Annotated in this window: 17 protein-coding genes; 12 read left to right on the top strand and 5 right to left on the bottom strand. The window is 64.7% G+C overall.

What is annotated here, in order from left to right; genetic code table 11:
- Nucleotides 1-44 precede the first annotated feature (44 nt).
- The 9 genes from ACVIIW_RS11180 (at nt 45) to ACVIIW_RS11140 (ending at nt 10,168) form a co-directional block, all read left to right on the top strand.
- Nucleotides 45-2,075: an ATP-binding protein gene (locus ACVIIW_RS11180; RefSeq protein WP_456705132.1), complete on the top strand. Its 2,031-nt coding sequence runs from the start codon at nt 45-47 to the stop codon at nt 2,073-2,075.
- Entirely contained in the window at nt 2,045-3,790 is a 1,746-nt protein-coding gene (locus ACVIIW_RS11175; protein ID WP_456700791.1) for an ATP-binding response regulator, read from the top strand. The genes ACVIIW_RS11180 and ACVIIW_RS11175 overlap by 31 nt, the downstream gene beginning before the upstream one ends.
- Nucleotides 3,791-3,825: 35 nt before the next feature.
- Nucleotides 3,826-4,563 carry a response regulator gene (locus tag ACVIIW_RS11170; protein WP_456700790.1) on the top strand — a complete coding sequence of 246 codons (738 nt, stop codon included), beginning with the start codon at nt 3,826-3,828 and terminating at the stop codon, nt 4,561-4,563.
- Nucleotides 4,564-4,839: 276 nt separating this feature from the next.
- Complete coding sequence (locus ACVIIW_RS11165; protein WP_456700789.1) at nt 4,840-5,451, top strand: sigma-70 family RNA polymerase sigma factor; 612 nt, start codon at nt 4,840-4,842, stop codon at nt 5,449-5,451.
- Nucleotides 5,452-5,748: 297 nt separating this feature from the next.
- On the top strand, nt 5,749-6,447 hold the full coding sequence (locus tag ACVIIW_RS11160; protein ID WP_456700788.1) for a cytochrome c biogenesis CcdA family protein: 699 nt from the start codon (nt 5,749-5,751) through the stop codon (nt 6,445-6,447).
- A 29-nt stretch (nt 6,448-6,476) separates the two neighbouring features.
- Nucleotides 6,477-7,043 carry a redoxin family protein gene (locus ACVIIW_RS11155; RefSeq protein ID WP_456700787.1) on the top strand — a complete coding sequence of 189 codons (567 nt, stop codon included), beginning with the start codon at nt 6,477-6,479 and terminating at the stop codon, nt 7,041-7,043.
- Nucleotides 7,044-7,121: 78 nt separating this feature from the next.
- Nucleotides 7,122-8,096, top strand: a complete 975-nt coding sequence (locus ACVIIW_RS11150; RefSeq protein WP_456700786.1) for a hypothetical protein — start codon at nt 7,122-7,124, stop codon at nt 8,094-8,096.
- Between the two features lie 346 nt (nt 8,097-8,442).
- Nucleotides 8,443-9,036, top strand: a complete 594-nt coding sequence (locus ACVIIW_RS11145; protein ID WP_456700785.1) for a L,D-transpeptidase — start codon at nt 8,443-8,445, stop codon at nt 9,034-9,036.
- Between the two features lie 94 nt (nt 9,037-9,130).
- On the top strand, nt 9,131-10,168 hold the full coding sequence (locus ACVIIW_RS11140; RefSeq protein ID WP_456705131.1) for an amino acid ABC transporter substrate-binding protein: 1,038 nt from the start codon (nt 9,131-9,133) through the stop codon (nt 10,166-10,168).
- A 267-nt stretch (nt 10,169-10,435) separates the two neighbouring features.
- On the opposite strand, the gene ACVIIW_RS11135 is transcribed toward ACVIIW_RS11140, so the two are convergent.
- Both ACVIIW_RS11135 and ACVIIW_RS11130 read right to left on the bottom strand, forming a co-directional pair.
- Nucleotides 10,436-11,575 (bottom strand): acyl-CoA dehydrogenase family protein, encoded by a 1,140-nt coding sequence (locus ACVIIW_RS11135; RefSeq protein WP_456700784.1) that lies wholly within the window; start codon nt 11,573-11,575, stop codon nt 10,436-10,438.
- Nucleotides 11,576-11,724: 149 nt separating this feature from the next.
- Complete coding sequence (locus tag ACVIIW_RS11130) at nt 11,725-12,924, bottom strand: acyl-CoA dehydrogenase family protein (RefSeq protein ID WP_456700783.1); 1,200 nt, start codon at nt 12,922-12,924, stop codon at nt 11,725-11,727.
- Between the two features lie 125 nt (nt 12,925-13,049).
- Here ACVIIW_RS11130 and ACVIIW_RS11125 point away from each other — a divergent pair, with 125 nt between their 5' ends.
- Nucleotides 13,050-13,595: a carboxymuconolactone decarboxylase family protein gene (locus tag ACVIIW_RS11125; RefSeq protein ID WP_456700782.1), complete on the top strand. Its 546-nt coding sequence runs from the start codon at nt 13,050-13,052 to the stop codon at nt 13,593-13,595.
- Between the two features lie 108 nt (nt 13,596-13,703).
- Nucleotides 13,704-14,198, top strand: coding sequence for a VOC family protein (locus ACVIIW_RS11120; protein WP_456700781.1), 495 nt, complete (start codon nt 13,704-13,706; stop codon nt 14,196-14,198).
- 158 nt (nt 14,199-14,356) lie between these two features.
- On the opposite strand, the gene ACVIIW_RS11115 is transcribed toward ACVIIW_RS11120, so the two are convergent.
- Nucleotides 14,357-15,595, bottom strand: a complete 1,239-nt coding sequence (locus tag ACVIIW_RS11115; RefSeq protein WP_456700780.1) for an MFS transporter — start codon at nt 15,593-15,595, stop codon at nt 14,357-14,359.
- A gap of 138 nt (nt 15,596-15,733) precedes the next feature.
- The gene (locus ACVIIW_RS11110) at nt 15,734-16,981 is read right to left on the bottom strand and encodes an MFS transporter (protein WP_456700779.1); all 1,248 of its coding nucleotides are present in this window, start codon (nt 16,979-16,981) and stop codon (nt 15,734-15,736) included.
- Between the two features lie 188 nt (nt 16,982-17,169).
- Between ACVIIW_RS11110 and ACVIIW_RS11105 the strand changes: the two genes are divergently transcribed.
- Nucleotides 17,170-19,239: a prolyl oligopeptidase family serine peptidase gene (locus ACVIIW_RS11105; RefSeq protein WP_456700778.1), complete on the top strand. Its 2,070-nt coding sequence runs from the start codon at nt 17,170-17,172 to the stop codon at nt 19,237-19,239.
- A 5-nt stretch (nt 19,240-19,244) separates the two neighbouring features.
- Here ACVIIW_RS11105 and ACVIIW_RS11100 read toward each other — a convergent pair whose 3' ends face one another.
- The gene (locus ACVIIW_RS11100; RefSeq protein ID WP_456700777.1) at nt 19,245-19,919 is read right to left on the bottom strand and encodes a DUF938 domain-containing protein; all 675 of its coding nucleotides are present in this window, start codon (nt 19,917-19,919) and stop codon (nt 19,245-19,247) included.
- Nucleotides 19,920-20,007: the final 88 nt, after the last annotated feature.

The raw sequence follows: 20,007 nt of genomic DNA, 5'->3' as shown, positions 1-20,007 counted from the left end.
TCGCGCCCGGCACCAGCGAGAGCGCAGAGCGGCCGCCCGGCCCGATCGGACGGCTGCGAGCCCGGCTCGTCGGCGTGCTGCGCGCGGTGCCGATCCGCTGGCGCATCCTCTCCATCGCGGCGCTGAACTCGGCCGTCGTGATCGTGCTGGTGGCGATGATCTGGAACGGCGCGCAGGTGCTGGGCTCGGCCTGGGATGACGTGCGCCAGGTGCGCCAATCGGACCGGGTCCTGGCGCTGCTCGAAAGCGAGACCGGACGGCTGCAGAACCTGATCCACCGCTACATCAACCAGCCGAGCCCGGAGCTGTTCGCCGAGATCCTGCTGCTGCGCGAGGCCGTGCTCGGCACGCTGACGGACCGCGCCGCCAAGGACCCGATGCTGTCAGGCTCGGTCGAGGAGCTGGAGCGCACCACCGACCGCTTTCTCAACGGCTTCGGCGAGCTGCGCACCGTGCAGGCCACCATCGCCAAGACCTATGAAGAGCAGGTGCAGGGGCCGGCCAGGGACATGGCGGGTCTTTACTCCATCATCGAGGGCGCCACCGGCCATCGCGATGCGCTGATCTGGCCGTCGCTGGGCAAGTCGCGCGAGGCCTTCACGGCGATGCTGGTCGCAGCCAATTCCTATTATTTGTCGCTGTCGCCGGGTGCGGCCGAGGAAGCGCGGCGCAACACCGAGACGATCGAGAAGACCATTCCCGTCATGATCGATCTGGCCGACAACGATCTCCAGAAGATGGCGCTGCAGAAGCTTTCGACCCGCACGACGGCGCTGCGCCAGGGCTTCGCAAAGCTCAGCGAGCAATTGACCAACCGCACCGACTTGCTGCGCAACACCATCGATGCCAGCCAGGCCGAGGCGATCGGCGCCATCGACGATCTCTCGACCAAGATGCGCCAGCGCGAGCAGAAGGCGCAGGAGACGTTTGATCGTACGCTCGCCGACATTTCACGGCGCGTGCTGTCGATCGCGGTGATCTTTCTCGGCATCATCCTCAGCGCCGGCGTGCTGATCGCGCTGTCGATCCGGCTGCCGCTGCAGCAGATCATGGCGGCGATGCGCGCGATCGCGCTCGGCGATCTCGGCCGGGAGGTGCAGGGCACCAAGGCACGCGACGAGGTCGGCGCGATGGCGCGCGCGGTGGAGGTGTTCCGCGAGAACGCGATCGCGAAGCGGCAGACCGAGGACGAGCTGCGGGCCTCGAAGGAAAAGGCCGAGAGCGCGCTGCTCGAGCTCAATGCCGCACAGCAGAACCTGATCGATGCCGAACGGCTCGCGGCACTCGGCGGCCTCGTCGCCGGCGTCGCGCACGAGGTCAACAACCCAATCGGCATCAGCCTGACGGTCGCCTCGAGTTTTGCGAGGCGCAGCGAGATCTTCGAGGCCCAGCTCAGGGGCGACGGCGGGCTTCGCCGCTCGCAGCTCGAGGAGTTCGTGCAATCCTCGCGCGATGCCTCGCAGCAGCTCGTCGCCAACCTCACCCGCGCCGGCGAGCTGATCCAGTCGTTCAAGCAGGTCGCGGTCGACCGCTCCCACGCCGAGCGGCGGCAATTCTCGCTGAGCGAAGCCACCGACCAGATCATCGCGAGCCTGCGCCCGGTGCTCAAGCGCTCGCCGATCACGCTCGATGTCGACGTGCCCGAGGGGCTGTTGCTCGACGGCTACCCCGGCTCCTATGGCCAGATCCTGACCAATCTGTTCCTCAACGCCGCCAACCATGCCTTTGCCGACGGCCGCGCCGGCACCATCACGGTCTCCGCCCGCCCCCGCGGCACCGACGATATCGAGATCAGCTTCGCCGACGACGGGGCCGGCATGACCCCTGACGTGCAGCGCCAGGCCTTTGACCCATTCTTTACCACGAGGCGCAATGAAGGTGGCACGGGACTGGGCCTGCATATCGTCTATAACCTCGTCACCCAGCAGCTCGGCGGACGGATGATGCTGGAATCCAAGCTGGGACAAGGCACTACTTTTCGCATTATCATGCCGCGGATCGCCAAGGGCGGCGCGCAAAACACAGAAACTGACGGGACTTCTCAATGGCCGAACAGGACGATGTCCTCCACCTGATCGACGACACCGGTACCGCGCCGGAGGATATGGACGCCCGGAAATGGAAGATCGCGGTCATCGACGACGATCCGGCCGTGCATGACGGCACCCGCTTTGCGCTGTCCGATTACAGCCTGAACGGCCAGAGCCTGGAGATCCTCTCCGCCCATTCCGCGGCGGAAGGCCGCAAGCTGATGGCCGAGCACAGCGACATCGCCGCGGTGCTGCTCGACGTCATCATGGAGACCGACGTCGCAGGCCTCGAGCTGGTCGAATACATCCGCAACGTGCTCAAGAACGAGACCGTGCGCATCATCCTGCGCACCGGCCAGCCCGGCCAGGCGCCGGAGCGGCGCGTGATCGTGCAGTACGACATCAACGACTACAAGGCCAAGACCGAGCTCACCGCCGACAAGCTGTTCACCTCGCTGACCGCGGCGCTGCGTTCCTACCAGCAGCTCGAGCGCATGGTGCAGACGCGGCGCGGGCTCGAGATCATCATCGACGCGGCCTCGACGCTGTACGACTTCAAGTCGATGCAGCGGCTCGCGGAGGGCGTGCTGACCCAGCTCGCCTCGCTGCTCAACGTCGATTGCGCGGGCATCCTGGTTTTGCGCGACAATGGCGGCATCGACCCTGAACTCTCTGTGCTCGCGGGCAGCGGCTGTTACAGCCGCTTCATCGGCACCACCTCCTCGAAGGCGCTCGACCCCGATTTGCGCCAGCTGGTGGAGGACGCCTTCCAGCGCCGCAAGAACGAATTCGCCGACCACCGCAGCGTGATCTACTTGCGCACCGGATCCGGCCGCGAGGTCGTGGTGCTGCTGCAGTCGGAGCGCGATCTGTCCGAGACCGACCGCTCGCTGGTCGAGATATTCTCCTCCAGGCTCTCGATCGCGTTCGACAACGTCATCCTCTACCAGCAGCTCCAGGCCGCCAACGCGCAGCTGGAAGACCGCGTCGCCCAACGCACCCGCGCGCTGATGCAGGCCAACCGCCGTCTCTCGGCGCAATGGTTGCGGCTGCAGCGCGCCAACGGCTTCAAGAACGAGATCCTGGGCACCGTCGCGCACGATTTGAAGAACCCGCTCGGCGTCATTCTCGGTCGCACCGAGATGCTGAAGGAGCTGATCTCGACCGGCGCCTCGTCTTCGGGGGTGGTCGCCCAGGTCGACCACATCCGCGACGCCACCAAGCGCCTGACCACGATGGTCGACCATCTGATCTCGGATGCGATGGCCGATGCCTTCGACATCACCATCCGCCGCGAGCCGGTCGACGTCGCGGCCCTGGTGAAGGAGGTCGCCGAGGCCAACCAGCCGCTCGCGGTCAACAAGCAGCAGACGATCAGCGTCACCGCGCCGGCCAATATCGTCACCATGTGCGACACCGACCGCATCCGCGAGGCGATCGACAACCTCATCAGCAACGCCATCAAATACTCGCCGATTTCAGGCAAGATCGGCGTCGTGGTCAGCCATGAGGGCAGCGACACCATCATCCGCGTCAACGACGAGGGCGCCGGCCTCTCGCCCGAAGACCTCGGCCGGCTGTTCGGCCGGTTTCAGCGGCTATCCGCAAAACCGACGGCAGGTGAGAGCTCGACGGGGCTTGGGTTGTCCATCGTCAAGCGTATTATCGACATGCACGGCGGCGAGGTAACCGCCGAGAGCGACGGTCCGGGCAAGGGCTCGACCTTCACCATCACCCTGCCCGCGACCGAGATGCCGTGATTTGCGTCCTGAGATCTGCAAGAATCTGAAGTGACATGACACAAAGCCAGCACATCATGATCGTCGACGATGAGGCCCCCGCCCGCGAGATGGTCGGTGATTACCTCAAGATGCACGGCTTCACCGTGACGCTGTGCGACGGAGGCAAGAGCTTGCGCGCCGCGATCGACGGCAGCATGCCCGATCTCGTCGTGCTCGATCTCAACATGCCCGAGGAAGACGGTCTCTCGATCATCCGCGACCTCAAGAGCCGCATCAACGTCCCCGTCATCATGCTCACGGCGACCGCGAGCCCGATCGACCGCGTGGTCGGCCTCGAGCTCGGCGCCGACGATTACGTCGCAAAGCCCTGCGAGCTGCGCGAGTTGATGGCGCGAATCCGCTCGGTGCTGCGCCGGAGCACGCCGGCGAAATCAGCAGCCAGCGACGCCGGGCCAGCGAAATCCGACAAGGATCAATTGGTACGCTTCGGCACCAAATGGCTCGACCTCGAAGCCCAGGCGCTGCGCGACGACGAGGGCAACGAGCATCCGCTGACCGCGTCCGAATTCGGGCTGCTGAAAGTGTTCGCCGCCAATCCGAAGCGCGTGCTGTCGCGCGAGCGCCTCCTGGAATTGGCCAATGCGCGCGACGCCGAAGCCTTCGACCGCGCCGTGGACCTGCGCATCATGCGCATCCGCCGCAAGATCGAGCCCGACCCCACCAAGCCCGCCGTGATCCGCACCATCCGCGGCGGCGGCTATCTGTTCTCACCCGCGGGCGAGAAGACGTAAAGCGCGTCGCCCACGCGCGGTGGTGTTCGGCGCGACCAAACGCAAGCCCCGGAAATCGGTTCCGCCCAGTCCAAATCAGCGACGCCGTAATATCCACACATTGAAATCACACGCCCTTTTTGGTCCGAATGTTTCGTCGCGGCGTGAGTGACGAAACAATTTGGCCGCGCACGAAACCATTTTCCTCTTGTCGTGCAGACGTCCCGAAACCTTGGCTCATTAACACTTTGATCCAAGGAAACGCCGCTCGGTTGCGGCGCACCGGGGAGCCAAGTCATGCCGAACGTCATCGCCATCAACGCCCAGGCCAATCAGAGCATCATTGCCGCTCAGGCGACTTCGGACGACATGCTTCTGGAGAGCATTGCCGACGGCAACCGGACGTCGATGCACATCCTTTATTGCCGGCACAATGTGCGGGTCTATCGGTTCATCCTGCGCATCGTGCGTGACGCCACCACCGCGGAAGACCTGGTCAGCCAGGTCTTCCTGGACGTGTGGAGGACCGCCGGCCAGTTCCAGGGCCGCTCGCAGGTCTCGACCTGGCTGCTCTCGATCGCCCGCTTCAAGGCCCTGACCGCGATGCGCCAGCGCCGCTTCGAGGACATCGACCAGGAAGACGTACGCGAGATTCCGGATGGATCGGATACGCCCGAGGCGTCGCTCGACCGCAGCGATACCAGCGCGATCCTGCGCGCCTGCGTGCAGAAATTGTCACCCGCACATCGCGAGATCATAACTCTGATCTACTACCACGAGAAGTCGGTGGAGGAGGTCGGGCAGATCATCGGCATCCCCCAGAGCACGGTGAAGACCCGGATGTTCTATGCCCGCAAGCAACTCGCCGATTTGCTTAAGGGGTGCGGGGTCGACCGTTTCGCGGCTTAAGTCTAATGATTTCAATGGGATGGGGCGTAACTGGCGGCCTGTCCCGAGGCACCAAAACGTTACCGCCGACGAAACAAATGAAACAAAGCACAACATCAGGCGGAAAAACATCCTCCCTATAAAGCTCGCATACGGTTTCGTTAAACCTCCCAAGACCTCCAGCGACCCGGACGGGATGCCCCCCTTCCGGGTCGTTTCATGTTTGAGGTGGCCCTCCCCGTCACGACCGCGTGACGGCGCGTAACGACCGGGACGTCCATCCCGAACTGCCCTCGTGACCTCATTCGCGAGTGCCCCATGATCGAGCTTCTCTTCGCTATCCTTGCCGGCATCCTCACCATTGCCGCGCCGTGCACGCTGCCGGTGCTGCCGATCCTGCTCGGCGCCTCGATCGGGCGAAGCTCGCAGTTGCGGCCGGCGATGATCGCGCTCGGCTTCGTCGTTTCCTTCTCCGCGGTCGCGCTGCTGCTTGGCGCCCTGACGCGAACCTTCGATTTCGATCCGAATGTGCTGCGCGAGGCGGCTGCCGTCCTGCTGCTCGGCTTCGGCCTGTTGATGCTGTGGCCGGCGCCGTTCGAATGGCTGTCGATCCGGCTCAATGGCTGGCTCAATCTCGGCACGACGAGCGGCGTGCAGCGCGAGGGCGCGCTCGGCGGCCTCATGCTCGGCACCACGCTCGGCCTGGTCTGGACGCCCTGCGCCGGCCCCGTGCTCGGCTCGATCCTGACGCTGGTCGCGACGTCGAAGAATCTGGCCTGGGCCGGCACGCTGCTGGTCGCCTATGCGATCGGCGCGGCAGTTCCGATGCTGGCGATCGCCTATGGCGGGCAGGCCGCGACCACGCGCGTGCGCGGCCTCGCCCGCGTCTCGCCGCGGCTGCAGCAGGGCTTTGGGGTGGTCGTGATCGCCTTCGCGCTCGCCGCCTACTTCCAGTACGACACGCTGATCGTGGCGTGGCTCACCGGCTTCTACCCCACCGGCCAGATCGGCCTGTGATCCCTCCCCTCTCAACGGAGAACAAGTCCATGACCTTCAAGCTGCTCACTGTGGGCGCCGCGTTGATCGGCATCGCCGTCACCGGTGCGGTGATTCCCGGCATCTGCGACGAGGCCACGCAAGCGGCGCCGGTCAAGGTCGCGGCGGCAAACCAGACTGCGACCGCGCCTGATTTCACCGGCATCAGCAACTGGTTCAACTCGAAGCCGCTCAACATCGCCGATCTCCGCGGCAAGGTCGTGCTGGTCGATTTCTGGACCTATGGCTGCGTCAACTGCGTCAATACGCTGCCGCACGTCACCGATCTCTACGCCAAGTACAAGGACAAGGGCCTCGTCGTGGTCGGCGTGCACACGCCGGAATTCCCGTTCGAACGCTCCGCCTCCAATGTGCAGGCCGCGCTGAAGCGCCACGGCATCACCTATCCGGTGGCGCAGGACAATGATTCCAAAACCTGGAACGCCTACAACAACCAATATTGGCCGGCGCAATACGTCATCGACCAGACCGGCAGGATCGTGTTCCAGCACGCGGGCGAAGGCCGCTACGACGAGATCGACCGCACGGTCGCCAAGCTGCTGAACGCCGAGAGTTGATGCCGCCCCCGGCGGCGTTGTGCTTGACTCCACGGACCCGTCCGTGGAGTTTCGCGAACCTCGAAAACAGCCGCCGCAATGGACGACGCGACCATCAGCAACGACATCCGCCTTCGCGAAGGCTCCTCGATCGCGCAGCGGCTGGTCGTGGCCGGCTCTGCGGCGGCGGTCGCGCTCTGCTTCACGCCCGGCCTGTTCACGCACGACATCCTCGAAGTGACGATCTCCCTGGTCGCCCTGCTGGCAGGCGCCGCCTTCGTTGGCGTGGTCATGCTGATGCCGGCGGTGGTGTGGATCATCACGCCGGATGAGATCCTGATCGGACGGCAGCGTCCGTTCGGGAAGCTCCAGACCAGAATCGTCGGGAAGGACGATATCCTCGGACTACGGGTTGCCGGCAGCAAAGCCGCAAAAGCCCGCTTCCAGCTGGCCTTCACCCTGGCCTCGGGCGAACGCCTGATCTCCCCACCCCTCTCCGACGTCACCCATGTTCGTGACACGGTCACGCGGATTGCGGCTCAGTTCGACGTTCATGATGTCGAGGCGCCGGTCAATCCGCTCGACGCCAGCAATCCCGAAATGCGTCTCGGCGATCCCGTCGAGCCGTTTTCGCAGCGAGACATCGGGATCGCTGCCTTGATCGTCGTCGCGCTGAGCGTCGCACCCTATGCTTACAAGCTCTGGCGCGGCTTGCAGCCCCAATGGATCGACTACATGCTGCTGCCGCTCGGCGTGGTCGCGGCGTTCGGCGTCTACCGATTTGCCAATCTCTTGACCGGGTCGCTCTGGATCATCCGCGAGGGCGACATTCAGGTCGAACGTCTCTGGGGCAACGGCCAGCCGCGCGTGGACCGGATCGAAGGCCCCCAGGTAAAGGCGATCACGGTCGAGCGCCGCGGCCGGTCCGAGGACGAGCACTGCATCGTCGTGATCCGGTCGCTGTCCGGAAGGCGCTTTCGCAGTCCCCGTATCGGCTCGCGCAACGAGGCCCGCGCCGTGGGTGCGGAGATCGTCCGGCGGCTCGGGGTCGGGGCGGAGGCAAGTCAGATCTAGCCTTTGGCGACGTCGATCTCACCGCTGGCTCGGTCTGAGTCTCTCCCGCCTGCGGGAGAGGTCGCGGAGCGAAGCGACGCCGGTGAGGGTTCTATCCTCTTGGGGAGTCTCCCTGGAGGAGACACCCTCTCCCCAACCCTCTCCCGCAAGCGGGAGAGGGGCGCGCACCGGGCCCAGCCTTGGCTTTTCGCGCCAGCCCACCCTGTTCATGGTGTTGATTCACGTCAAAAAACCAAAGCATTCTCATGACGTACCAACCGGGCGCGCCTTGAACTTGCCACGAAGCTGCCCCTGAGTTCAGATGGTTCCTATCGATTTGCGCCGTGGCAGCGGGGAGAGCTATGACATGACGGATTTTCGTCGCCTGACGGGGACCTGGTTGGTTGCGATGGGGCTGATCCTGTCGGCATCGCACGCGTTCGCCCAGCAGCCTGACCGGGGCGACGAGCCCGGCCTGATCGCCGATGACAGCTACCAGCTCGATCCGGAATGGCAGAAGCAGGTCGTCTACTACCGCACCACCGAAGCGCCGGGCACCATCATCATCTCGACCTCCGAGCGTCACCTCTATCTGGTGCAGCCCGGCGGGCGCGCGATCCGCTACGGCATCGGCGTCGGCCGCGACGGCTTCCAGTGGCAGGGCCTGGTGCAGATCACCAACAAGAAGGAATGGCCGGACTGGACGCCGCCGCCGGAGATGATCCAACGCCAGCCCTATCTGCCGCGCTTCATGGCCGGCGGCCCCGGCAATCCGCTCGGCGCCCGCGCCATGTATCTGGGCACCACGGTCTACCGCATCCATGGCACCAACCGTCCTGACACGATCGGCACCAAGGTATCCTCGGGCTGCTTCCGTCTGGTCAACAATGACGTCGCCGATCTCTACGATCGGGTCCCTGTTGGCACCAAGGTGGTCATCCGGCAGAAGCCTGAGCTCTGAGCCTGTCATCCCAGCATGATATGCTCCGGATCATGCTTCCCGCCTTCGCGACACCTTCCTTTTTTCTTCCCGTTTTTTTCGAGAGAGCAACATGATGCGCACATTTCGAGGCGGCCTGCTGATCGGGCTCGCGGTCGCCGTGCTGGTCGCCGCCTTGGCCATCACTTACGAATTCTATGACACCCGCACGCTGAAGCGCACGGTGCGTCGCGGCGAAGTGCTGTGCGGCGTCAACAAGGGCCTGCCGGGCTTCTCGATTCCCGACGACAAGGGCAACTGGACCGGCTTCGACGTCGATTTCTGCCGCGCCGTGGCCTCCGCCATCTTCGACGATCCGAGCAAGGCCAAGTTCGTTCCGCTCGACGCCAGCGAGCGCTTCAAGGAATTGCAGAGCCGCAAGGTCGACATCCTGTCGCGCAACTCGACCTGGAGCATGTCGCGCGAACTCGACTACGATCTCTACTTCCCTGCTGTCGCCTATTACGATGGCGAAGGCTTCATGGTGCCGCGGTCGCGCAACAAGGAGACGTCGCTCGATCTCGCCGACAGCAAGGTCTGCGTGCAATCAGGCACCACGACGTTGCTCAACCTCGCCGACTACTTCAAGGCCAACAACATGAAGTATGAGCTGATGAAGTTCGACAAGCTGGACGACGTGGTGAAGGCCTACGACACCGGCAAGTGCGACACGCTCACCGCCGACGTGTCCCAGCTCTATGCGCTCAGGCTGAACATGTCCAAGCCCGGCGACCACATGATCCTGCCCGACATGATCTCCAAGGAGCCGCTCGCCCCCGTGGTGCGCCAGCGCGACGACGACTGGATGATGATCGTGAAGTGGACGCTTTACGCGATGATCAACGCCGAAGAGCTCGGCGTCACCTCGCAGAATATCGACGAAGCGCTGAAGTCGAAGAAGCCGGAAGTGATGCGACTGGTCGGCACCGAGGGCAATTACGGCGAAGAGCTCGGCCTCACCAAGGACTGGGCCGTGCGCATCATCCGCCACGTCGGCAATTACGGCGAGATGTACGAGCGCAATATCGGCGAGAAGTCGCTGCTGAAGATCCCGCGCGGCATGAACCAGCTCTGGAATGCCGGTGGTGTGCAGTATGCGCCGCCGATGCGGTAGGGCAGTCTATCGGCCGTCAGTGCGAGGAGCGAAGCGACGAATCACCCGGACTGCCCACGCGGAAGATTCTGGATTGCTTCGCTCCGCTCGCAATGACGACGCGGGGCAAGCGCCTTCCACACATTCCATGGCATCGCCCGGCTTGACCGGGCGATGCAGTATTACGAGACGTCAATCGTATGTCGAGGCGCCGCGGCGTACTGGATCGCCCGCCTGCGCGGGCGACGACACCGGAGATGAGGCGCGCACCTCGCGCCTCCGTTTGCCTCAATACCCCCGCGCCCGCGCCAGCTGCTCGGTGTGGTAGTTCGCGTCGCCGAACAGCTCCTCGCAGACCCGTGCGCGCTTCATGAAGAAGCCGATGTCGAACTGGTCGGTCATGCCCATGCCGCCGTGCATCTGCACGCCTTCCTGCACCGCGCGGGTGGCGGTGGTGCCGGCGCGGGCTTTTGCCACCGCGACGGCTGAAGCGGCCTTGGCGACGTCGGCGTCCAACGCCTGCAGCGCCTTCATGGTCGCGGCGCGGGTGATCTCGATGTCGATGTAGAGCTGCGCAGCGCGGTGCTGCAGCGCCTGGAATTCGCCGATCAGCTTGCCGAACTGCTTTCTGTTCTTGAGGTACTCGACGGTGCGGTTGAACACCTCATCGCTCAACCCCACCATCTCAGCGGCGAGCGCACCGCGGCCGATGTCGAGCATGCCGTCAAGCAGGGCGGCGCCCTGATCGACTTCGCCGAGAACGCTGTCGGCGTTGACCTCGACATTGGCGAGCTCGATCCGCGCCGCATTGTGCGCGTCGACCATGATGGTGCGCTCGACCGACACACCCTTGGCTTTCGGATTGACCAGGAACAGGGTCAACCCGTCGCGCTCGCCGGCCGATCCGGCCGTGCGCGCGGCAACGATGAAGAGATCGGCGACGTGGCCGTCAACCACCAGCGCCTTGGCACCGGACAGCTTGAAACCGTTGCCCGCCCGCACGGCCTGCAAGTTCGTCTGCAGCGGACGATGCTTGGCGCCTTCGTCGATCGCAAGCGTCGCGAGCAGCGAGCCGTTGGAAACCTTCGGCAGATATTCCGACTTCTGCGCGGCATTGCCGCCGCGGTTCAGGGCCGAGGCCGCGACCACCGAGGTGGCGAGGAAGGGTGACGGCATCAGGGTGCGGCCGATCTCCTCCATGATGATTCCGGCCTCCATGAAGCCGAGACCGCTGCCACCGAATTCTTCCGGCACGAGCAAGCCGGCAAAGCCCATCTCGGCGAAGGAATGCCACAGCTCCTTCGAGAAGCCGGTGGGATCTTTGGAATCGCGCAAGCTGCGCAGGTGCGACACCGGCGCCTTGTCGCTGATCAGCCCGCGCGCGCTGTCGCGGAGCATCGATTGTTCTTCGGTGAGGACGAGGGCCATGGGTGTGTTTCCGATTCGAAATCTAGACATTCTCCGTCATTCCGGGATGGCCCGAAGGGCCAGGCCCGGAATCCATAACCACGATCGGGAGTATGGATTCCGGGCTCGCGCATTGCGCGCCCCGGAACGAGGTGTGGTGAGAGCGTGGCTTACGCCCCCGGCAAATCCAGGATGCGCTTGGCGACGATGCCGAGCATGACCTCGGACGTGCCGCCCTCGATCGAGTTGGCCTTGGTGCGCAGCCAGGCGCGCGGGCGGGCGCCCTGCCGCGAGCGCTCGCTCTCCCATTCCAGCGCATCGACGCCGCCGGCCGACATCAGGATCTCGTAGCGGCGCTTGTTGAGCTCCGTGCCGTAATATTTCATCGCCGAGGAGAACGCCGGATGCGCCTGCCCCGCCTTGGCGAGATCGACTGCACGCTCGGCGCAAGCCGCGAGCGCGGCTTCATCGACGTCAAACGTCGCGATCTGGCCGCGCAGCATGGAATCGTCGAGCCGCCCCAGCGCATCGGAGCCGACGGAATCCGCGGCGATCTGACCGAGCGGACGGCCGACGCCACGTTCGCCCATGCCTGAAATCATCGCGCGCTCGTGCTGCAGCAGATATTTGGCGACGTCCCAACCGCGGTTGACGGTGCCGACCACATGCGATTTCGGCACGCGGACGCCGTCGAAGAAGGTTTCGCAGAACGGCGAATAGCCTGAGATCAGCAGGATCGGCTTGGTGGTGACGCCCTTCGAGGTCATGTCGAACAGGATGAAGCTGATGCCGTCGTGCTTCTTCGCCGTGGGATCGGTGCGGACGAGGCAGAAGATCCAGTCGGCGTAGTTGGCGTAGGAGGTCCAGATTTTCGAGCCCGTGATGACGAAATCGTCGCCGTCGCTTTCGGCGCGGGTCTGCAGCGAGGCCAGATCGGAGCCGGCGTTCGGCTCGGAATATCCCTGGCACCAGCGGATCAGGCCCGCCGCGATTTTTGGCAGATGCTCTTTCTTCTGCGCCTCGTTGCCGTATTTCAACAGCGCCGGCCCGAGCATCCAGATGCCGAAACTCGACAGCGGCGGACGCGCGCCGATCCTGGCCATCTCGGAACGCAGCACCTTGTGCTCGGCGGGGCTGAGACCACCACCGCCATATTCCCTGGGCCAATCAGGCACAGTCCAGCCCTTGTCGCGCATCCGCTCGAACCAGATGCGCTGCGGCTCGGAGGAGAATTTTGCGTTGCGCCCGCCCCAGAACACATCCGTGTCAGCAGTGGCGGGCTTGCGCATTTCCGGCGGGCAATTGGCTTCCAGCCAAGCCCGCGTCTCCTTGCGGAATTGTTCGAGATCGGCGGCTTCAGTCTCGCTCATGGTCGTTTCCATCAGTCAGATCAGATTTGTTGGGCGCGATTCTGGGCCATCGCACCGTGGAATTCAACCTCTTCCGCAGCCCGCATTCAGCTATAGTGGCGCTTGAAAACAAAGAGGAAACGACAATGCGCCTGAAACTTCTTTCGCCTGGCGAAATGAGTGAGAGCCAGCGGCAGACCTATGAGGAGTCGATTGCCGGCAAACGCGGCAAGCCACCGGCGCCGATGATGGCCTGGCTCAACAGCCCCGACATGGCCCGTCACGCCACGAGACTCGGCGAGGTGCTGCGCTATGACACGATGTTTCCGGCAAAGCTGTCGGAGATCGCGATCCTGGTCACGGCGCGGCACTGGACCGCGCATTACGAATGGTATGCGCATAAGCGCCTCGCGCTCGCGGCCGGCATGGAGCCTGAAATCATCGATGCGATCCGCGATCGCCGCACGCCCGAGTTTGACGATCCCAAGGGGAAGATGATCTACGATCTCGCGAAGTCGCTGCACGAGGGGCACGGCGTCGAGAAGGGCCTCTATGATGCAGCCGTTGCATTGCTGAGCGAGCGCGGCGTGGTCGAGGTGATCGGCCTGTGCGGCTATTACACCATGGTGTCGATGACGCTGAATGCTTTTGAGTTCGAGCTGCCCGAAGGCGAGGTGCCGGAGCTTTCGTAGCTCCGGCCCCGATGCGCAATTGCGCATCAGGAAACGCTGGGTTTCGGGATCGGCCAGTGGCGCTGCCCCGGAGCCCGCCTTATGTGGAGTTCATCAGGGAGCACCACCATGTCGGACAACAAAGCCGTCGCCGCCGGCACACGGATCGGCCACGTCCACCTCAAGGTCGCCGATCTCGATCGCGCGCTCGGCTTCTATTGCGGCGTGCTCGGCTTCGAACTGATGCAGCGGATGGGCTCCGGCGCGGCCTTCATCTCGGCCGGGGGCTATCATCACCACATCGGGCTCAACACCTGGGAGAGCAAGGGCGGCTCGCCGCCGCCGCCAGGCACGACCGGGCTGTTTCACACCGCGATCCTCTATCCGACCCGGCCGGCGCTCGGGGATGCGCTGCATCGCGTGCTCTCGGCCGGCATTGCGCTGGATGGCGCCAGCGACCACGGCGTCAGCGAAGCGCTTTATCTGCGCGATCCGGACCAGAACGGCGTGGAGCTGTATTGGGACAAGCCGCGGGAGCAATGGCCGCTCGGGCCGGATGGGAAGCTCGCGATGTTCACGAAGCGGCTGGATGTGGAGGCGTTGCTGAGACAGCGGGAGAGGTAAACTCCACTCTCTCCCCGTCATTGCGAGCGAAGCGAAGCAATCCAGGCCGTCTCCGCGGAAACAGTCTGGATTGCTTCGTCGCTTCAGCGCAAAATTGCTTCGCAATTTTGTCGCGAGCTCCTCGCAATGACGGAGTGCGTGGAGACATCGCTGCGTCCCTACGCAGCCCTTGACCGCGACTTCCCCCGCACCATGATCAGCGCCGCCGCGGCCACCTCCAGCGCGATGCAGAGATAGAACGGCAACGCGTAGCTCCCGGACCAATCCCGCAAGGCCCCGACGACACCGGGGCCGAACGCATAGGTCACCTGGTTGATCGCCGTGTTGAGGCTGATCAGCACGCCGAACGAGGCAGAATCGAACTCCTGCTGCACGATCAGCGACGGCAAGGTGATGAGATTGCCGACCGAGAAGCCGAACACCGCGCAGGCCGCGATCAGCACATAGTCATTGTGCAGGTTGATGACCACGCACAGCGCGGCGGCCTGGCTCAGGAATGACAGGGCGGAAGCAAGCCGCTGGTTGAGGCGGTCGATCACCATCGAGAACAGCACCCGGCCGATCACCGCCATCGCGGTGAGCACCGCAACCGCTGCGGCGGCGCGCTCACGGCCGATCACGGGATCGAGGAACGCGATCAAGTGCACGATGAAGCCGACCTGCGCGAACAGCACCAGCGCGAAGGCAATCGTCACCGTGAGGAAGCCGACGTCACGCAGTGCATTGCCGCGGATCTGCGCCGATGATTGCGGCTTTGCTTTCGTCGCCCCATGCCAGCCATGAAGATCGGGCGGGCGGCCCACGACCATCAGGATCACCGGCACCAGCAGCACCAGCATGGCGCCCGCGGCCGCGTACATCGCGTTGGCAAACCCGACATGGCCGATCATGTTCACCAGCAGCGGCACGCCGACGATGCCGCCGAAACTGGCGCCGTTCAACGCCAGGCTGATCGCCATGCCGCGCTTCTGATCGAACCACAGGCTGATCGTGTTGGTGATCATGGCGAGACTGGTGCCCGCCCAGCCGAAGGCGAGCACGGCATCCGCGAGATAGAGCTGCCAGGGCTCGCGCACCGCGCCGATCGCGACGCCAGCTGCCGCCATCGCCACCGTGCCTGATATCAGGCACAGTTTTGGACCATATTTCCGGACGGCTTCGCCGACGAAGACCACCAGCAGCGCGCCGAACAGATAGAAGAACGTCGTGCCGGACGAGACCAGCGAGGCCGGCCAGCCCCGTGCGCGCTGGAGCTCGGCGACATAGACGCTCTGGCCGTAGAAGCCGAGGCCCCAGCCGAAGGTCGCGAGCAGGAAGCAAACGGCGACGATGCGCCAGCCTTCGTAACGGAGCGAGGATTCGTCGATCGACGTGGTGGAGCGGGGATTGTCGAGCATTTGCGCTTTGTCCTTCTTCTCCCCCGCGAGCGCCTTCACGCTCGCCTGTTCATGACGAGCATCATGTAACAACCCGACTTCCGAAAATCACTTCGACCGCGATCGAACCATCAACGCTGCTGACAGCCTGCCGCCAATTCAAATCGCGTCCGGGAACTCGCCCATCGCTGCTGCGAGCCGCGCCCTGCGGCGGCGGGCCCAGGACGCGAGCGAGAGCGCGACGAGGCCGACGGCAACAGGCGGGAACACCACCATGTTCACGGCGGACCAGCCGTAATTCGCAAGCAGCTGCCCCGATGAGAACGAGCCGATCGCCATCATGCCGAAAACGAGGAAATCGTTGAAAGCCTGCACCTTGTTGCGCTCCTGCGGCCGGTGCGTCTCCAGCACCAGCGCGGAGGCGCCGATGAAAGAGAAATTCCACCCCATCCCGAGCACGATCAGCGTCGCCCAGAAATGCATCGCGGTGATGCCGGAGAGACCGATGGCGGCGGCGCCTGCTTCCAGCAGCAATCCGGCGGCAACGATTCTGGGTGCGCCGAAGCGGGCGATCAGCGTGCCGGTGAAGAAACTCGGCCCGTACATCGCGACGATGTGCCATTGAATGCCGAAATTGGAATCGAAGAGGCTTAAGCCGCAGATCTTCATGGCGAGCGGCGCCGAGGTCATCACCAGGTTCATCATGGGATAGGCGATGACACCGCAGAGCGCGGCCGCGATGAAGCGCGGCTGGGTCACGATGGTCAGCAGCGGCCGGCCACCATGCAGATCCGCCGGCGCGGGCTTCGGCATATCGACGCCGGCGACGATGCCCATCGCTACAAGCGCAACCACGGCCTGGACCAGGAAGCTGAAGGCGAACAGATAGGGCGACCAGATGTTCATGGTCCACTGCACGAGCTGCGGACCGAGCACCCCGGCGAACACGCCGCCCGCCATCACCCACGACACGGCTTTCGGCCGGTAGGCCGAGCTGGCGCCGTCGGCGGCCGCGAAGCGATAGGATTGCGCTACGGAGCCGTAGAGGCCGCCGAGGAACGTCGCCAGACAAAACAGTGCGAAGGATGCGTGCAGGATCGCAAACGAGCCGATCATGCCGGTGAGCGCACCGAGGCCGGTGCCGATGACGAAGGCCCAGCGGCGGCCGAAGCGGCGCGAGATCGCGCCTGTCGGCAGCGTGCCGGCCGCGAGCCCGACGACGTACATCGACAACGGCACGGTCGCGAGCGACATGTCGGGCGCCAGCGTAGCGCCGACGATCGAACCGGTGGCGAAGATCACGGCCGAATTGGCACCCGTCAGCGCCTGCGCGGCGGCAAGACGCACCACATTGGCACGCACGCGAGCGTCCCCGGCGATCTCATCGGCTGCAGTCACGTCGATCATCGGCATTTCCGCCCGGAAGGGCCTTGTTGATTCCCGGCACTATGGAGGGGCCGAAAGGGCCGGGCAACCGGCGCAAACGGGCGCAGGCCATGCCTCCGACGCAATCGGGCCGATGATAGCGGCCCCCGCTCTTGACGGCTTGCGCTTCGATCAAATCCTATCCCGCCGCTTTTCAGGGAGTTACGTTCATGTCCATCGACGACCGGCCTGCGCTCGATGCTCCCGACGACGACCCCTGGCTCTGGCTGGAGGAGATCGAAGGCGCCCGCGCGCTCGATTTCGTCGAACGGCAGAACCTGATGACGCTGGACACATTCGGCGGCGCGGCGTTCGCGCGTGACCGTGATATCCTCGCGGCGATCTTCGACCGTCCCGACAATATTCCCGACGTGCGGCGGCGCGGCGGCCGGCTCTACAATCTCTGGAAGGACGCTGACCATCCGCGTGGTCTGTGGCGGCGGACCACGCTGGATGATTTTCGCAAGGCCAGGCCTTCCTGGGAGATCCTGCTCGACGTCGACCAGCTCGCCGCGACGGAAGGCGAGGACTGGCTGATCAGCTGGGTATCGTCGCGGCCCGGAGCTGCGCGGGTCATCCTGAGCCTGTCGCGGGGCGGCAGCGATGCCGTGACATTGCGTGAGTTCGATACCGAGACGAAGAGTTTTGTGGCGGACGGATTCTTTCTGCCGGAAGCCAAGGGCAGCGCTGAATGGGTCGATGCCGACACGCTGCTGCTGTCGAGCGCGCTTGGCGACGGCATGGCCACGACCTCGGGCTATGCAAGGACCGTGCGGCTGTGGCGCCGGGGAACCAGCGTCGAGCAGGCGCCGGTGGTGTTCGAGACGACGTCCGACCACATGCGGGTGTACAGCTTTGTCGACGACACCGTGCAGCCCCAACGCATCTGGTTCATCGACCAGTCCGACTTCTTCAATTTCCGCAGCTCGATCGGCACCACATCAGGCGCGACCACCAGGCTCGATCTGCCCAGCAACGTCTGGATGCAGGTTCATGGGGACTGGCTCTCGATCAAGCCGCGGGAAACCTGGTCGGTCGCGGGGCATCGCTATGAAGCCGATGCCATGCTCGGCATTTCGCTCCCTGCATTCCTGGCTGGCAGCCGCGACTTCGCGGTGCTGTTCCAGCCGGGGCCGCGACGCGCGTTGCAGGGTTTCTCCTGGAGCGACGGCAAGCTCCTGCTTTCCATTCTCGACGAGCTGCGGCCGATCCACGAGATCTGCACGCCATCACCGAACGGCTGGTCTCGGCAGACACTGCCCGGGCTCCCCGACATCGGCGTGGTCGAGGTCTGGAGCCTCGATGCGCACCAGTCCGAGAGCAATGGCGACCTGCTCGCCAATGTGCAGGACCCGCTCACGCCGCCATCGCTGCTGTTGATCGAGCGCGGCGTCGAGAGTCCTGTTGTATTGAAGCAGGCGCCCAAGATTTTCAATGCCGACGGCCTCGTGGTCACGCAACACGAGGCGATCTCCGTTGACGGCGAGCGCATTCCCTATGTGCAGACCGGACCCGCCGGCGCGTCAGGGGATGCGCCTGTTTACATGAGCGCCTATGGCGGCTTCGGGCTCGCCGTGAAGCCGCAATACAATTCCGCGCTCGGCAAGCTCTGGCTGGAGCGCGGCGGCACGACCGTACAGGCGAATCTGCGCGGCGGCGGCGAGTTCGGCACGCGCTGGCACGATGCCGGCCGTTACGCCGGCAAGAAGCTGTCGCACGACGACTTCGCGGCGGTCGCAGCCGACCTCGTCCGTCGCGGCGTGACCAGGCCGAAGCGCATCGCAGCCCAGGGCGGATCGAACGGCGGCATCCTCATCACCAACATGCTGGTGCGATACCCCGAGCGTTTCGGCGCGCTGTTCTGCACCATTCCGCTGATCGACATGCGCCGCTACACCAAGCTGCTTGCGGGCGCGAGCTGGATTGCAGAATATGGCGACCCCGACAAGCCGGAAGAGTGGGAATGGCTCAAGACCTATTCGGCCTATCACAACGCAAGGCCCGGCCAGCCCTATCCGCCGATCCTGATCGCCACCACGCGGCGCGACGACCGCGTCCATCCCGGCCACGCGCGCAAGATGGCGGCCAAGCTGCGGGCGATGGGCTATGAGGCCTGGTTCTACGAGCCTGAAGCCGGCGGCCACGGCTACGGCAAGGACAACAAGGAGCGCGCCGGTTTCCAGGTGCTCGGGTTTCAGTTTCTGAAGGAGAAGATCGGGTGGAAGGAGGGTGAGGCCTGATGGCCTCACCCGCGCGCGAACACCAGCGTCAGATTGTTCGCGGGCATCTCGATCGCATCGACGAGACGAAGACCCACGCCGCGCGCGAGTGTCTCGACATCGCCGACGTCGCGCACGCCCCAATCGGAATTGCCTTCGCGCAGCGAGGTGTCGAACACGGCGTTGCTCAGGGCCGTGTGCTTGCCGTCGCGCTTGAACGGGCCGTAGAGGAACAGCTGGCCATCGGCGCGCAGATAGCGGCCGGCGCCGGCGAACAGGCCTTCGGCCACGCTCCAGGGCGCAATATGAATGACATTGGCGCAGAACACCGCGGCAAGGTTGTTCGGCCCCTGCCCGTTCTTCATCTCCGGGCACCAGTCCGGATCGGAGAGATCGATCCGCAGCGGCGAACGGATGTTGGGCAGGCCCGAATGCAGGCGCCAGGCCTCGATGCTCTTCACGTGGCGCTGGTTGAGGTCGCTCGGCCACCAGACGAGACCCGGCGTATGGCGGGCGAAATGGACCACGTGCTGGCCGGTTCCACTGCCGACCTCGACCACGTCGCCCGTCCGCCCGGCGAGATGCTTGTCGAGCGCTGCCCAGAGCGGCCCGTGATTGCGATGGAAAGCCGGCGCATCGAGCCGGCCGTCGGATTCGACCCTGCCGCCGTCCCTGCCAAATTCAACGACATATTCAGCCAAATGGTGTCCCCGGAAATGAGAAAGCAGACCAAAACGCAACAAGGGCCAAACGCCCCGGACCTTGCCTGACAAGGCCGGCTTGATGAAC

This window comes from Bradyrhizobium sp. USDA 4449, from assembly GCF_054056275.1.
This window is presented reverse-complemented; position numbering and strand designations above follow the sequence as displayed.